15 protein-coding genes are annotated in these 14,690 nt (G+C 71.1%); 9 read left to right on the top strand and 6 right to left on the bottom strand.

The window, feature by feature from the left end; translation table 11 throughout:
• The first annotated feature begins 152 nt into the window (after positions 1-152).
• Positions 153-923, top strand: a complete 771-nt coding sequence (locus tag AS029_RS12385) for a hypothetical protein (protein ID WP_058232904.1) — start codon at positions 153-155, stop codon at positions 921-923.
• 82 nt (positions 924-1,005) lie between these two features.
• Positions 1,006-1,806, top strand: coding sequence for a hypothetical protein (locus AS029_RS12380; protein ID WP_058232903.1), 801 nt, complete (start codon positions 1,006-1,008; stop codon positions 1,804-1,806).
• Between the two features lie 183 nt (positions 1,807-1,989).
• Here AS029_RS12380 and AS029_RS12375 read toward each other — a convergent pair whose 3' ends face one another.
• The gene (locus AS029_RS12375; protein ID WP_058232902.1) at positions 1,990-2,274 is read right to left on the bottom strand and encodes a hypothetical protein; all 285 of its coding nucleotides are present in this window, start codon (positions 2,272-2,274) and stop codon (positions 1,990-1,992) included.
• 113 nt (positions 2,275-2,387) lie between these two features.
• Positions 2,388-3,239 (bottom strand): helix-turn-helix transcriptional regulator, encoded by an 852-nt coding sequence (locus tag AS029_RS12370; RefSeq protein ID WP_058232901.1) that lies wholly within the window; start codon positions 3,237-3,239, stop codon positions 2,388-2,390.
• 134 nt (positions 3,240-3,373) lie between these two features.
• Here AS029_RS12370 and AS029_RS12365 point away from each other — a divergent pair, with 134 nt between their 5' ends.
• Positions 3,374-3,727: a DUF485 domain-containing protein gene (locus tag AS029_RS12365; RefSeq protein WP_058232900.1), complete on the top strand. Its 354-nt coding sequence runs from the start codon at positions 3,374-3,376 to the stop codon at positions 3,725-3,727.
• Entirely contained in the window at positions 3,724-5,340 is a 1,617-nt protein-coding gene (locus tag AS029_RS12360) for a solute symporter family protein (RefSeq protein ID WP_058232899.1), read from the top strand. Before AS029_RS12365 ends, AS029_RS12360 begins: the two co-directional genes overlap by 4 nt.
• A 217-nt stretch (positions 5,341-5,557) precedes the next feature.
• Here the strand turns inward: AS029_RS12360 and AS029_RS12355 are convergent, their stop codons facing one another.
• A complete protein-coding gene (locus AS029_RS12355; RefSeq protein ID WP_058232898.1) occupies positions 5,558-6,091 on the bottom strand; it encodes a methylated-DNA--[protein]-cysteine S-methyltransferase in 534 nt (177 codons plus the stop codon).
• Between the two features lie 199 nt (positions 6,092-6,290).
• On the opposite strand from AS029_RS12355, the gene AS029_RS12350 reads away from it, so the two are divergent.
• Together AS029_RS12350 and AS029_RS17360 are read left to right on the top strand one after the other, a co-directional pair.
• Positions 6,291-9,995 carry an AAA family ATPase gene (locus AS029_RS12350; RefSeq protein ID WP_175456661.1) on the top strand — a complete coding sequence of 1,235 codons (3,705 nt, stop codon included), beginning with the start codon at positions 6,291-6,293 and terminating at the stop codon, positions 9,993-9,995.
• A 6-nt stretch (positions 9,996-10,001) separates the two neighbouring features.
• Complete coding sequence (locus AS029_RS17360; protein ID WP_139168112.1) at positions 10,002-10,355, top strand: flagellar biosynthesis protein FlhF; 354 nt, start codon at positions 10,002-10,004, stop codon at positions 10,353-10,355.
• A 60-nt stretch (positions 10,356-10,415) separates the two neighbouring features.
• Here AS029_RS17360 and mscL read toward each other — a convergent pair whose 3' ends face one another.
• The 3 genes from mscL to AS029_RS12335 are packed head-to-tail and all read right to left on the bottom strand — an operon-like array spanning position 10,416 to position 11,765.
• A complete protein-coding gene (gene mscL / locus AS029_RS12345; RefSeq protein WP_058232897.1) occupies positions 10,416-10,838 on the bottom strand; it encodes a large conductance mechanosensitive channel protein MscL in 423 nt (140 codons plus the stop codon).
• Positions 10,839-10,872: 34 nt separating this feature from the next.
• Entirely contained in the window at positions 10,873-11,151 is a 279-nt protein-coding gene (locus AS029_RS12340; protein ID WP_058232896.1) for an FmdB family zinc ribbon protein, read from the bottom strand.
• Between the two features lie 17 nt (positions 11,152-11,168).
• A complete protein-coding gene (locus AS029_RS12335; protein ID WP_058232895.1) occupies positions 11,169-11,765 on the bottom strand; it encodes a 5-formyltetrahydrofolate cyclo-ligase in 597 nt (198 codons plus the stop codon).
• Between the two features lie 62 nt (positions 11,766-11,827).
• On the opposite strand from AS029_RS12335, the gene galU reads away from it, so the two are divergent.
• The 3 genes from galU (at position 11,828) to AS029_RS12320 (ending at position 14,532) form a co-directional block, all read left to right on the top strand.
• Positions 11,828-12,718 (top strand): UTP--glucose-1-phosphate uridylyltransferase GalU, encoded by an 891-nt coding sequence (gene galU / locus AS029_RS12330; RefSeq protein ID WP_058232894.1) that lies wholly within the window; start codon positions 11,828-11,830, stop codon positions 12,716-12,718.
• 14 nt (positions 12,719-12,732) lie between these two features.
• Positions 12,733-13,356: a GNAT family N-acetyltransferase gene (locus AS029_RS12325; protein ID WP_058232893.1), complete on the top strand. Its 624-nt coding sequence runs from the start codon at positions 12,733-12,735 to the stop codon at positions 13,354-13,356.
• Positions 13,357-13,443: 87 nt separating this feature from the next.
• Positions 13,444-14,532, top strand: coding sequence for a hypothetical protein (locus AS029_RS12320; protein ID WP_058232892.1), 1,089 nt, complete (start codon positions 13,444-13,446; stop codon positions 14,530-14,532).
• Positions 14,533-14,690 lie beyond the last annotated feature (158 nt).

The following is a 14,690-nucleotide window of genomic DNA, read 5'->3' as shown; positions in this document are numbered from 1 at the left end:
GCACCCGGGGCCTGCGCGCTCGGGCGTGGCGTCAAGTCCGCGCAATCCGACGCCCGGGGGCGTCGAGCCCGCGCACCCCCGCCAGGGTAAGCAATGGTCGATCAACCGGGGTGCCACGCGACGCGAGCCGCTCCGCTTGATTGAATCGCCTCATGTCTTTCGACGACGACGCCGAACTCGCGCAGCTGCGCCGCCGGGCCTACTCGCCCTCCGCCGACATCGCGGCCGACCCGGCCGCCCTCCGTCGGCTGATCGAGCTGGAAGAGCGGGCGAGCGCCACGAACGACGTCGCGTCCTCGCCGGAGGCGGAAGCGGCCCCCGGCGTCGCCCATGCCGACCAGACCCCGGGTGCCGAGCAGATCCCGGACGCTGAACGGACCCCGGATGCCGAGCCCGCCGCGCCCCCGTTCACGTTTCCGCGCCCGCGCCGGTCGACGGTGATCCTGCTGGTGGTCGCGGCCCTCGTGCTCGCGACCCTCGCCACGGCCCTCACCCTCGTGCAGCGCGTGCAGGCCGATCCCCTGCAGGCGGGGGCGACGCAGATCGCGCGGCTGTCGCCGGATCCGGCCTTTCCGGTGCCCACCGCGCTGGCGCAGGGGATCACGGGTGAGATCACCGCCTATGCCGAGTTCGAAGGATTCCGAGTCGTCACGCTGCCGTCGTACCGCAGCTCGGAGAACGCGTCGCGCTGCATGACCGTGTGGCAGCCCGCGCTGCTGTCCACCGACGAGGGCGGCGGATTCTCCTACGACGGCGACTCGTTCCTGATGGGCACCTGCGGCGCCGGAGTCTTCCCCCCGAGCTCCACGATCTTCCTCCGCGAGGACTCGCCCGAGCGGGCGCAGACCGTTTTTCCCGCCGGCACCGCGCTGCAGTTCGTCTACGACGCGGAGAACGATGAGATCGTCGTGTTCCGCGGCTGAGGGTCGTTCACCGCACGGGGGTTCGGGTTCACGGGGCCGGGATGACGGGGCGCGCGGTGCGACGGCCTGATTGAATCGGGTGATGGGGATCGATGACGACGAACTGGCCGTCCTCCGGCGGCGCGCCTACGCCGAAGACGCCGACATCGCCTCCGATCCCGTCGCCCTCGCCCGCCTGGCCGAGCTGGAGAGTCGGGATACCGCGACGGCGGCGCTCCCGGAGCGAACACCCGAACCCGCCGCGTGGCCGCCCCGGGGCGACCATCAGGGGCCCGGGCCGGCGGAACGCGCAACCGATGTCGCAGAGCAGACCTCCGATGGCACGCGCGACGAACCGACGACCGATGCCGACGACGGGCGGCTGCGACGCTTCGCGTGGCCGCGTCCGCAGCGTTCGACCGTCGTGCTGGTCGCGGTCGGAGCCCTCGTCGCCGTGAGCTGCGCCGTCGCGCTCACCGTCGTGCAGCGCGTGCAGACCCATCCGTTGCAACCGGATGCCGTGCAGGTGGCGCGCGTCACCCCCGACCCGGCTTTCGACGTGCCCGACTTCTTCGCGCTGGGTCCCGCCGATCAGGCCATCGCCTTCACCGAGACGCACGGTTTCCGCGCCATCGTCACGCCGCCCGGCGGCGCCCTCGGCGCGGGCGAGTACTGCATGACCGTCTATCAGCCGGCGCTCGTCACCGCCCAGGGGGCGGCGAGCTGGAGCTACGACGGGCAGTACATCGCGCCCGCCTGCTCGGCGGGCACGTTCCCCGCCGCCGCAACGGTGCGGCTGCTTCCGGGATCGCCCGAGCTCGAGCACACGGACTTCCCTGCCGACACCGCGCTGCAGTTCGTCTACGACCAGCCGACCAACGAGGTCGTGCTCTTCCGCGGCTGAGGCGGGCGCGGCTCGCGCCGGTCACGCTGTCCGCGGACGGCGGCGAGATGGCATCCGGGCTGCGGTCCGTGACGGTCTCGCGCCGGATGCCGTCGCGCGGGCGGCGGGGCCGACGCGCGACCCCGCGCAGACACGACGATGCCCCGGCGCATGACCGGGGCATCGTTCGCTCAGGCGACGCGCTCAGGCGGCGGTGGTCACCGCGAACTGCACAGCGCCCTGCGGGTCGATCTGCGCGTCGAGCACGCGGTCGTCGAGCACCGCGGCGGCATCGGTGTCGAGGAAGACACGCGCTCCGGCGTTCTCGACGACGGCGTCGCCCGAGACGGGCGCGTCGACGACCGACAGCCGGAACTGCGACTCGGGCGAGCCCGCGCCCTCGATGCGCACACCGCCCGCGGCGGCATCCGGGAACTGCGCGGTGATGGTCTTCACAGCGGTCGTGGCCTCTTCGGTGAGCGTCAGCATGGGTGACTCTCCTTCTCTGATCGACGACAGGAGTCAGCCACGATGCCGAGAATCGGCAGCGTCCTCAACCTCTGGCATCCATTGCCAGGGTTTTCCCACGTGCGTGGCCGCCGTCAGGGGAGCAGTCCCGCGCGACGCGCGCGGGTGACCGCGGCGTGGCGCGTGGAGGCGTCGAGCTTCGACATCGCCGAGGCGAGGTACGACTTCACGGTGGTCTCCCGAAGACCGAGGGATGCCGCGATCTCGCCGTTCGTCGACCCCACCGCCGCGCACGCGAGCACGTCGATCTCGCGCCGTGAGAGATGCAGGTCGGCGTCGACCGAGGCGCTCGGCGCGTCACCGGTGAGGGCGGCGAGGCGGGCCTCGACGTCTTCGAGGCGTCGGCGCACGGTGTCGTCGCCGATCGTCGCGGCGATGCTGCGCAACTGCGCGTAGCTCTCCCGGATCTCTTCGCGTGCTCCAGCGCCCAGACCGCCCTCCGGCGCGGGGGTGTCGGCCAGGCGTCTTTCGACCTCAGCGCGCACGTGCAGCTCGACACCGAGTTCGCCGGCGACGTCGAAGGCGGGCCGCGCCTGGACGTCGTCGACCGGCGACTGCGCCCACGACCCGCAGTACAGCACGCCGCGCGCGGCGCCGCCGACGAGCACGGGCACGGCGAACAGCGTCGCGATCCCTTCGCCGAGGATGGCGCGGTCGTAGTCGTGGGTGATCGAGCGGGAGGTGCGGTAGTCGAGCGTCATCCGCGGACGCCGTTCGACGAGTGCGCGGCCGCCCAGCCCGCGGGACGCGTGCACGACCAGGCCGTCGATGCTGCGGGTGCGCGCGCCGACGATCGTCGTGACGTGCACGGCGCCGTTGTGCTCCAACCCGCCGAAGGCGACGGGGAAGTGCGTGCGCCGAGCGAGTTCGGCGACGGCGTGCGACACCAGGCTCGCGTCGTCTCGAAGAGCGGACGGTGCTGCCACGCACTACCTACTTCCGGGGGTGACGGCTTCATCGCCGCGTTTCGTAGCGTCGACCCTATCACCGGGAGCGTTTCCACGGCCCGGTCCCCCCTCCGGCGCAGTGCTGCGTCGGTTTCATGAGGCAAGGAGGCCACATGACGGATCGTCGCATCGACGACGCCCCCACGGGCGGCATCGATTACATCGCGGTCGAGGAGTCCGCCCCGTTCCAGGAGTTGAAGAGGCGCCAGCGCAGCTTCGTCTTCCCTCTGGCCGTGGCGTTCCTCGTCTGGTACTTCGTCTACGTTCTGCTGTCGTCGTTCGCGCCCGGGTTCATGGCCCAGCCGGTGTCGGGGGCGATCACGGTCGGGCTGCTGTTCGGGCTCGGGCAGTTCGTCACCACGTTCGCCATCACGATGGGCTACGTCGCCTACGCCAACCGGCGGCTCGACCCGCGCGCCGAGCAGCTGCGCGCGGAGCTCGAGAAGGCTGAGGGGGGTCGGTCGTGAACGACGTCTTCGCCCAGCTCGACGCCGCCGTGCAGACGGTCGAGAACAACCCGGTGCTGAACATCTCGATCTTCGGCGCCTTCGTCGCGGTGACGCTGTTCATCGTGATCCGCGCCAGCCGCAACAGCAAGACCGCGGCCGACTACTACGCTGCCGGCCGGTCGTTCACCGGCCCCCAGAACGGCTTCGCCATCGCCGGGGACTACCTGTCGGCCGCGTCGTTCCTCGGGATCGTCGGGGCGATCGCGATCAACGGCTACGACGGCTTCCTCTACTCGATCGGCTTCCTCGTGGCGTGGCTGGTGGCCCTGCTGCTGGTGGCCGAGCTCATGCGCAACACCGGCAAGTTCACGATGGCCGACGTGCTGTCGTTCCGACTGAAGGAGCGGCCCGTGCGCATGGCCGCGGCCATCACCACCCTCGCCGTGTGCTTCTTCTACCTGCTCGCGCAGATGGCCGGCGCCGGCGGACTGGTGTCGCTGCTGCTGGGCATCACCGAGCGGGTGGGTCAGTCGATCGTGGTCGCGGTCGTCGGCATCCTGATGATCGTGTACGTGCTCATCGGCGGCATGAAGGGCACGACCTGGGTGCAGATCGTCAAGGCGTTCCTGCTCATCGGCGGCGCGCTCGTCATGACGGTATGGGTGCTGGCGATCAACGGCTTCAACCTCAACACGCTGCTCGAGAGCGCGGTGGCGGCCTCTCCGAAGGGGGATGCCGTCCTGGCCCCGGGCCTGCAGTACGGCAAGAATCCGTGGGACTTCATCTCGCTGGCCCTCGCCCTCGTGCTCGGCACCGCGGGCCTGCCGCACGTGCTGATGCGCTTCTACACCGTGCCGACCGCCAAGGAGGCGCGTCGCTCGGTGGTGTGGGCCATCTGGCTGATCGGTCTGTTCTACATCCTCACCCTCGTGCTGGGCTACGGTGCGGGCGCGCTCGTGGGATCCGAGGCGATCCTGGCCGCTCCCGGTGGCGTGAACGCGGCGGCACCGCTGCTCGCGCTCGCTCTCGGCGGCCCCCTCCTGCTCGGCTTCATCTCGGCGGTGGCGTTCGCGACAATCCTCGCGGTGGTGGCGGGGCTGACGATCACGGCGGCCGCGTCGTTCGCTCACGACATCTACGCCAATGTCGTCAAGAAGGGCGACGTCCCGCCCGACGGCGAGGTCAAGGTGGCGCGTCGAACCGTGATCGTCATCGGCGTGCTCGCGATCCTCGGTGGTATCGGGGTGCAGGGTCAGAACGTGGCGTTCCTGGTCGCGCTCGCCTTCGCCGTCGCGGCCTCGGCGAACCTGCCGACCATCCTGTTCTCGCTCTTCTGGCGCAGGTTCACCACGCGCGGCGCGGTGTGGAGCATGTACGGCGGTCTCGGGTCGGCCCTCGTGCTGATCCTGCTCTCGCCGGTGTTCTGGGGCACGCCCACCAGCGTGTTCGCGAACACGGGGGTGGCGATCTGGCCGCTGAACAACCCCGGGATCGTGTCGATCCCACTCGGGTTCCTGCTCGGCTGGCTCGGCTCGGTCACCTCGCGCACCGCCGAAGACCGCCGCAAGGCCGCCGAGATGGACGTGCGCTCGCTCACCGGCTTCGGCGCCGAGAAGGCGTCGAACCACTGACGACACCCGATGCCCGGTTCCCGCTCGCGGGGGCCGGGCATCGTCGCGCCCGGCTCTCGCCCGCGGGGCCGGGCATCGTCGCGCCCGGGGCCGCCCACGCGTCGCCCGCGCCCATTCCGCCGTCTTCGCCCCAGGCGTCACGGGCCGTCGACCGCGCATCTCCGAACGCGCCCGCCGCGGGGTCACCGCACCCTGCGCCCGCGCGCCACCCTCCCCGTCACGCCCCGACGCGAAGCCCCTCGGCCAGCACCGTCTCGTTCTCGAGCGACAGCAGGAACTCCTTCACCTCGGGATGCCCGCCGTACTCCCCGAGAGCGCCGTCGGCCCGCACGACCCGGTGCACCGGCACGACGATCGAGAACGGGCTCGACGCGCACGCCGTTCCGACCGCGCGCGCGGCGCGAGGTGCGCCGGCCATCACCGCCACCTCGCCGTACGAGGCGACCTCGCCGTAGGGGATCTCGAGCGACGCCTCCAGGGCCGCGCGGGTGAAACCGCGTACGAGGCGCCAGTCCAGAGCGATGTCGAATGCCCGCCGCTTTCCGTCGAAGTACTCGTCGAGCTGCCGGGCGAGCGCGGCGCCGGCGGACGAGGCGGGCTCGGGCACGACCCCCAATCGCTGCGCGATCTCGGCCCGGGCCGGATCGATCCCGTCGTGGGCGACATGCAGCCGCACGAGGGCGTCGTCGACGAAGGTGAGCAGGATCGGCCCGATGGGACTGTCGTACTCGGTGCTGGTGACTGTGTTCATGCGCCCATCCTCACGAGACTCGAACCTCCCCGCCGGGTCGTCTCGCCGATCGGTGGAGGATGCCGCGAACCTCGACGTTGGGGAGGAAGTGCCGGTGGTGCGGCGTGTCGCCGATTACCGCGAAACTCGCGCCCGCTGCAAGCGATCCACAGGAGCCCGGCTTAGTCTGGCAGGTGTGTGGCGAGCTGAGGACGGTGCCGTGAACGGCGCCGACGGAGACGAGACGGTGTCGTCCGTCGATCCGGGCGAGCTGCGATTGTCGGAGCCCGGCATCGTGGTGCGCCACGTCGCCGACCCCGAGCGCGACCGCATCCGTGCCGAGGCGGCGGCCCTCGGCGGACGATCGACCCTCCTGCGCTTCGACGACGCACGCGACGCCGGCATCGACATCACCAAGGCGCACCCGGGCTCGCTGCCGCAGTTCATCACGGGCCGCGCGACGATGCTGTCCAACCTCTTCCGCGACGAGGTGGCGCTGCGCACCGCGCGCCTGGCCGCCGAGCGCATCACCGCCAAGAACGTCGAGCTGCGCACGGCACGCGGCCTCGAGCCCGTGCACCTGGCCGTCGGTCTCTCCGCGTGGAAGATCGGGGGAGTGGAGTGGTCGGCCCCCGTCCTCCTGCGCCCGCTCGCCATCCGTCGTCACCACGGCGACTTCGAGCTCAAGCTGCACGGCGCCTTCGTCATGAACCCCGAGCTGGCTCGCGCCTTCCGCACGCACCTCGGCATCCAGATCGACAGCGCCGCCCTCGCCGGTCTCGCCTACGACCAGGGCGTGTTCAAGCCGCAGCCGGTCATCGACCACATCCGTCGTCTCACGACGCACGTGCCGACCTTCGTCGTGCACCCCCGTCTGGTGATCTCGTCGTTCGCCGACGTGTCGTCGGGCATGGCCCGCGACACCATGGACCTCGACGACACGTTGCTCAACGCGCTCGCCGGCCACCACGACGACCGTGCGCGCATCACCGTGCGCCGTGACGACCCGGTGATCGTCAGCCCCGACGAGCGCACCCCCGCCGCCGACACGCTGCTGCTCGACGCCGACGCCGAGCAGGAGCGCGTGCTCGCGCGCATCGCCGCCGGCCACTCGCTCGCGGTGCACACCCTCCCCGGCACGGGGGGTACGCAGACGGTCATCAACGCGATCGGCCAGCTCGTGCGCGACAACAAGCGCGTGCTCGTCGTGAGCGCGCGTCGGTCGACGCTCGACGGCATCCGGCATCGCCTCGCCGGTGTGGGGCTCACGGGCCTCGCCGTCTCGCCGAACCACGTGCGCCGAGACCTCATCCGCGCGATCAGCCGCAACGAGAAGGCCGAGCAGCCGAAGGTCGCCGAGATCGACGACGCGCTGGTGCGCCTGCGCACTGTCCTGCGCGACTACCGCTCGGCGGTGACCGAGCCGCACCTGGCCCTGGGCGTCTCGGCGCTCGAGGTGCTGCGCGCCCTGACGTCCCTGGCATCCACGTCTCCGGCCCCGTCGACCGAGGCCCGATTCGACATCGCCACCCTCGAGAAGCTCGCCGGACGACGGGATGCCGCGGCGCGCGCCCTCGCGATGGCCGCTCGTCTGGGGGAGTTCCGGTTCGGACCCGACGACTCGCCCTGGTACGGCGTCAGCTTCACGCGCACCGACGACGCGCGTGCCGCGCACGACCTCGCCGGGAAGCTCCACACGCACGAGGTGCCGCGCCTGCTCCAACGCGGGTACGAGCTCATCGCCAAGACGCGCATGCGGCCCTTCCAGACGGTGTCGGAGCTGGGTGCCTACCTCAAACTGCTGCAGGGCATCCGCGAGTCGCTCGACCGTTTCAGCCCGACCGTCTTCGAGCGTCCGCTGGGCGAGTTGATCGACGCGCACTCGCCCCGCCGTGACGCCTCCGCGATGAGCGGCCCCAACCGCCGCCGCCTGAAGCGCCTGTCGAAGGAGTACGTGCGCCCGGGCGTCCACGTGCCGGACATGTACGAGGCGCTGGTGCGCATCCAGCAGCAGCGCACGGAATGGCAGCGCGTGGTCGAGGCCGGCGTCGCCCCCGAGGTGCCCCTGGGTCTCGCCGACGTGAACGTCGCCTGGCAGCGCACCGACGCCCTGCTCGGCGAGCTCGATCAGATCCTCGGCCGACAGGGATCCGAGCGCCTCGCGACGCTGCCGGTGCAGCGGCTGGTGCGCACGCTCGCGGGCCTGGCCGCGGAGTCGACGTTCTTCGACAACCTCGTCGAGCGCGCGCAGCTGCGTTCCGAGCTCGCGCGTCTCGGCCTCGAGCAGTTGCTCGTCGAGCTCTCGGTGCGCCACGTCCCCGAGGAGCGCGTCGGCGCCGAGCTCGAGTTCGCGTGGTGGCAGTCGGCGCTCGAGCACCTGTTGCGCACCGACCGCGCGCTGCTGGGCGCGAACACCAGCGTGGTCGACCGCCTCGAACGCGACTTCCGCCTCGTCGACGAAGCCCACGCCGCGGCGGCCGGTCCGCTGCTGGCCGCGCAGCTCGCGACGCAGTGGCGCATCGGCATCGTCGATCACGCCGACGAGGCCGCCGCCCTCAAACGCGCGCTGAAAGACGGCCTGCACACCGCGCAGGAGATCTCGGATGCCGCGCCCCTTCTGCTGCGCACGCTCGCGCCGGTGTGGCTCGCGTCGCCCTACGAGGTGCCCGACGTGCCGAACGACCTCGCGTTCGACGTGGTGATCATCGCGGATGCCGCGGCCCTGTGCCTGGCCGAGGCGACACCGGCGTTGCGCCGCGCCCGCCAGGTCGTGCTCTTCGGCGATCCGGTCGTGCAGAAGCCCACGCCGTTCCGCGTGAGCGCCGCGATCGCCCCCGCGCCCGACGACGCCGACGACGTGCCGTTCGACGAGGTGTCGGTCTTCGAGCGCGTCGCCGAGCTGCTGCCGGTCGAGACGCTCACCCGCAGCTACCGCGCCGGCGGCGAAGACCTGTCGCAGCTGGTGAACGACGCCTTCTACGGCGGCGAGATCGTGTCGCTGCCCTGGGCGGGGTCGTACCTCGGTCGCGGCAGCCTGAGCGTCGACTACGTCGAGGGCGGCGTCGGTGCGCCCGACCCGGTCAGCGGCGCGGTAGAGAGCCCCGACGCCGAGGTCGCCCGTGTGGTGACCCTCGTGGTCGAGCACGCCGTGAACCGCGCCTCCGAGTCGCTGATGGTGGTGACGGCCAGCCGCAAGCACGCCGAGCGCGTGCGCGCGGCCGTGGTCGCCGCGCTCGCCGGTCGCTCGGATGTCGCCGAGTTCGTCTCGCGCGATGCCGCGGAGCCCTTCGCCGTGCTGACCCTCGAGGAGTCGGTGGCCGAGAGCCGCGACCGCGTGGTCTTCTCGCTCGGGTTCGGCCTCACCCGACACGGCCGCGTCCTCAGCGACTTCGGCGACCTGTCCACGCCCGACGGCGAACGACTGCTGACGGTGGGCATGACCCGTGCGCGCCGCTCGATGGTGATCGTGTCGTCGATCCGGCCGTCGGCCTTCGACGACGGTCGCCTCGAGCACGGTGCGGCCACCCTCATGGGCATCCTCGGCAACGTCGCCTCGCGCGGCCGCGAGAGCCGGCTCGAAGATCTCGCCGACCCGCTCACCCGCGCCCTCGCGCGGGAGCTCCGCCGCCTCGGCGTCGAGGTCGACGTCGACTACCGCGGCCTGCTGCCGCTCGTCGCGCGATACAAGGGCAAGGCCGTCGTCGCCGAAAGCGACCCCGAGACGATCGGGGAGTCCCTGCGCGAGACGCTCCGCCTGCGCCCGCAGATCCTGCGCCGCCTCGGCTGGCACTACGTGCGGGTGCACGCGTTCGACCTGTACAGCGACCCCGCGGGGGTTGCGGCGAAGATCGCCGAACTGCTCGGAGCCGCGCCCGACGCGGGCGCGCCCGAGTCGACGACCGAGCCGCTCGATCTTCCCGGCTGAGCGTCGATGACGGATACTCCGGATGCCACCCGGGGCGACGCCCTGCGCGCGGTCCCGGTCCCTTCGACAGGCTCAGGGACCTCCGCTCCGCCGCAGGAGGCTGAGCCTGTCGAAGCCTCCGGTCACCGTGCCGGAACGCAGGAGGCTGAGCCTGTCGAAGCCTCCGGGCCCCGCGACCAGCCCGTGCGCCAGCCGGTCGTCCGCGTGCGCGGGTCGCGCCGCGCGCGGCTTCTGCCAGCACCCGGCACCACGGCCGAACCGGCACCGGCCGATGACCGCGAGCGAGGCGCCGGCGCGAAGCCCGCGGCATCCGGCCCCAACGACGACCGCATGCTGCGCGACGTCCCGCCGCATTATTGAGGCGAGAACCGGAACGGCGCCCGCACCGGGAAGTATCCGGGTGCGGACGCCGTTCGCGGGTCACGCCTTGTTGTTCTGGCGCTCCAGCAGGTCGCGGATCTGCACGAGCAGTTCCTGCTCGGTCGGGAGCTTCGGCTCGTCGGCGGCCGAGTCCTTGACGCCCGCGCGTGCCGCAGCGAGCGCCTTCCACCGGTTCATCGGGTAGACGAACACGAGATAGACCACCAGAGCCACGGCGAAGAAGCTGATGATCGCGGTCAGCAGCCCGCCGAGGGGGAAGACCACCTGCTGTCCGTAGATGCCGGTGAAGGTCGGTCCGACCTCGCCGCTCTCGTTCGGCACGTAGAAGATCTCGATCAGCGGGTTGATGAGCGCCGTGACGATGGCGTTCACCACCGCCGTGAATGCGGCGCCGATGACGACGGCGACCGCGAGGTCGATGACGTTGCCGCGGAGGATGAACTCCTTGAATCCCTTGATCATGCGCTGGCTCCCCTTCTGCCGCGCCGACCGCGGCTCAGGAGGCCGAGGACGGGGCGGACGCCTTCGTTTCCGACTTCGATGATGTCGAAGATGACGACGAGCCGCCACCGCTTGCGTTCGACGAGGTCGCTGACGACCCACGAGAGTCGGTGCGGTAGAAGCCCGACCCGTTGAAGGTCACGCCGATCGACCCGTACTGCTTGCGCACCTCGCCGCCGCACTCGGGGCACTCGGTGAGGGCGGCGTCCGAGAAGGACTGCACGGCGTCGAAACGGTGGCCGCACTGCTTGCAGGCGTACGAGTAGGTGGGCATCGGGTTCCTTCGGGTGTTCAGGCGGTGTGAGCGGAGATCGCGAGCGTCCGCGTGGGGGTGACCACGCCCGTCACGGGCTGATCGTGCACGTCGCGGGGCACGTCGTCGACGAACTCGGTGTCGAAGACGACGGCGTACACCGGCGGGCATCTCTCCATCGAGCCCAGCGTCTTGTCGTAGTAGCCACGGCCCCACCCCAGTCGCATCCCGGTGCGGTCGACGGCGGCGGCGGGGATGATCAGCAGATCGACGTCGTTGACCGCGATGGGTCCGAGCACGTCGCCGACGGGTTCGGGCATGCCGAACAACCCCTCGGCGATCTCGGCGTCGGGCGTCGCGACGCTCCAGTCGAGCAACCCGTCGTCGCGGGAGATCGGAAGCAGGACCCGGATGCCACGCGCCACGGCGCCGGCCACGAAGGCGTGCGTGCCGGGCTCGGTCGGCGTCGACAGGAAGCACGAGATGCTGCGCGCACCCAGACGCTCGACCAGCGCGTCGAGTTGCTGCGTGACACCGGCCTCGGCGACCTCGCGCGCGTGCGCGGAGAGGGTCTGGCGACGTTCGCGCAGGTCGGCGCGGAGCGCGCGTTTGGCCTGCTCGATCCGGTCCGGCATGGGCGTAAGTCTACGTGCGCGGCTGTTACAGGAGCGTCATCGGTCCCCGCTAAGGTATGCCCATGCCTCATAAGCCCTTCAAGGCCGTCATTCCGGCCGCCGGTCTCGGTACTCGCTTCCTTCCTGCCACGAAGGCGATGCCGAAGGAGATGCTCCCCGTCGTCGACAAGCCGGCCATCCAGTACGTCGTCGAAGAGGCGACCGGAGCCGGAATCGATGACGTCCTGATCATCATCGGGCGCAACAAGAACAACATCGCCAACCACTTCGACTCGATGCCCGAGCTCGAGGCCAAGCTGCGCGAGAAGGGCGACGACGCGAAGCTCGCGAAGGTCGAGCACTCCTCCGACCTGGCCGACATCCACCTCGTGCGCCAGGGCGAGCCGCGCGGTCTCGGCCACGCCGTGCTCCGTGCGCGCAGCCACGTCGGCGACCACCCCTTCGCCGTGCTCCTGGGCGACGACCTCATCGACGAGCGCGACCCGCTGCTCACCAAGATGATGGCGGAGTACGACAAGCGCGGCGCCACCGTCATCGCGCTCATGGAGGTCGACCCCGAGCACATCCACCTCTACGGTGTCGCCGCGGTCGAGCCCACCGACGAAGACGGCGTCGTCAAGGTCACCAAGCTGGTCGAGAAGCCCAAGGCCGAAGACGCCCCCTCGAACCTCGCGATCATCGGCCGTTACGTGCTCGGTCCCGACGTGTTCGGCATCCTGGAGCACACGGAGCCCGGCAAGGGCGGCGAGATCCAGCTGACCGACGCTCTCGAAGAGCTCGCCACCGGTGGCGGCGACGGCGGCGGTGTGTACGGTGTGGTCTTCCGTGGCCGCCGCTACGACACGGGCGACCGCGTCGACTACATCAAGGCGATCGTCCAGCTCGCCGCCGACCGTGACGACCTGGGCCCGGCCCTGCGTCCGTGGTTCAAGGAGTTCGCGCAGGGTCTCTGACTCCGCGAGGTTCCATGGATCTTTCCATCCCGAGACGGCACGGTGAGGTGTCGATCCGTCTCATCCGCAATCGCGACGCGCGCGTCCTCCAGCAGCAGCTGATCGACAACCGCACGTGGTTGCGACGCTGGGAGGCGACGAGCCCGGATGGGCCGGTGTCGTTCGACATGCGGCTGGGTATCCGTCGCCTCCTGCAGCAGTACCGCGACGGCCTCGGCGTCCCCTTCGTCATGGAGTGGGGCGACGAGGTCGCCGGTCAGTTGAACGTCTGGGGCGTCTCGCGCGGTTCGCTCGCCTCGGCCACCATCGGGTACTGGGTCGCCGAGGGGTACGCCGGGCGCGGCATCACCACCGTGTCGGTCGCCATGGCCACCGACATCTGCTTCACGTCGCTCAATCTGCACCGGGTCGAGATCTGCATCCGCCCCGAGAACCACGCGAGTCTGCGCGTCGTCGAGAAGCTCGGCTTCCGCTACGAAGGGCTTCGTCGCAAGTACATCCACATCGACGGCGATTGGCGCGACCACTACGCGTTCGCCCTCGTGCGCGAAGAGGTCCCGCACGGCGTGCTCGATCGGTGGAACCGCGGCCAGGTGCCTCCCGACGCCGCGCGCGTTCCCCCCTCCGACCGCATCTGAGCGTTCCTTCCGCATTCGTGCCGAAAGGTCGCGACGACACGCGGGAGGATGCCGCGCCGTGATCTCCCGGTGACCTACCTTTGACCCATGGGTGGGCAGGTTCTGGGCGGCGGCGTGATCGTCTTCGTCGCGGTCGCGCTGTGGTTGGTGTACCTGCTGCCGTCATGGCAGAGCCGACACCGGTTCACCTCTGCGGAGCGCAATGCCGTCCGTCTCAATCAGGCCCTTCGGGTGCTCGCCGAGACCGCTGAGATTCCGCGAGAGGTGCAGCTCGAACTGACCGCGCGCACGGCCCACCAGCAGCAGAAGCTCGCCCGCCAGATTCAGGCCAAGAAGACCAAGACCGAACTGGCCGCGGCGAAAGCACGTCTCGAGGTCGCGCGGCTCGAGAGCGCACGCGATCGCGACCTGGTGCGGGAGCAGCGCGCCGCGGCCGTGCAGGTCGCTCGCGCCGAGCGAGCGGCGGCTGTCGAGCTGGCCCGCGCCGAGCGCGCTGCGGCGGTCGAGGTTGCTCGCGCCGAGCGCGCTGCGGCGCTCGAGAAGACGCACGCCGAGAAGATCGCGGCCGTCGAGCGCGCCCACGCGGAACGCGCGGCGGTCGCGGTTCGGCCCGAAGCGCGCCGGGCTCAGGCGCGTCGGCGCTTCCGTCTTGCTCTCGCCACCTCGGGGATCGTCGGTCTCGCGGCGATCATCGCGGGTGTCGTACCGGCTGTCGGAGGCGCGGCTCCCGTGCTGATCGTGTCGGGCGCCGTCGTCGTGGTGGCCTCTCTCGTCGCACTCCGTCGCCTTGCGGTCGTCGCCTCGCGCGGAGCGAAGGCTCCCGTCGAGGCCGTCGTCGTCCGCGCGTCGTCGCCCGAGCTGCAGGATGTCGCCCTGGTGCCGACGCCCCGCCCGACCTGGACGCCGCGTGAGCTGCCGCGTCCCCTGGTCGCGTCTGCGGGCTCGCGCGCGGCGGCCGTCGTCGACGAGCAGATCGCCCGTGAGGCCCTCCGCGCGGCCGCTCGCGAAGAGGCGGCCCGCGAGATCGCCGCAGAGCAGGCGCCCACGCCGATCGAGTCGGTACGACCCGTCGCCGCAGCCGCCCCTTCGCCGTACGCCGCGATGGGCTACGTCGACGACACCGAGATCGAGGATCACGTGCGCCGGCTCCTCGAGCGTCGCGCGTCGGGGCAGTAGGTCGTCGCGTCGTCCCACCTCGGATGAGGCGCTCGCCCCGTGGCTTCGTCCTCGCGTGGCGTGGCCCTCGCGTGGCTTCCCCTCGCGTGGCTTCCCCCTCGCGTGGCTTCCCCCTCGCGTGGCTTCCCTCTCGCGTGGCTTCCCTCTCGCGTGGCTTC

The sequence above is a fragment of the Microbacterium enclense genome, from assembly GCF_001456955.1.
Lineage (GTDB): Bacteria > Actinomycetota > Actinomycetes > Actinomycetales > Microbacteriaceae > Microbacterium > Microbacterium enclense.
This window is presented reverse-complemented; position numbering and strand designations above follow the sequence as displayed.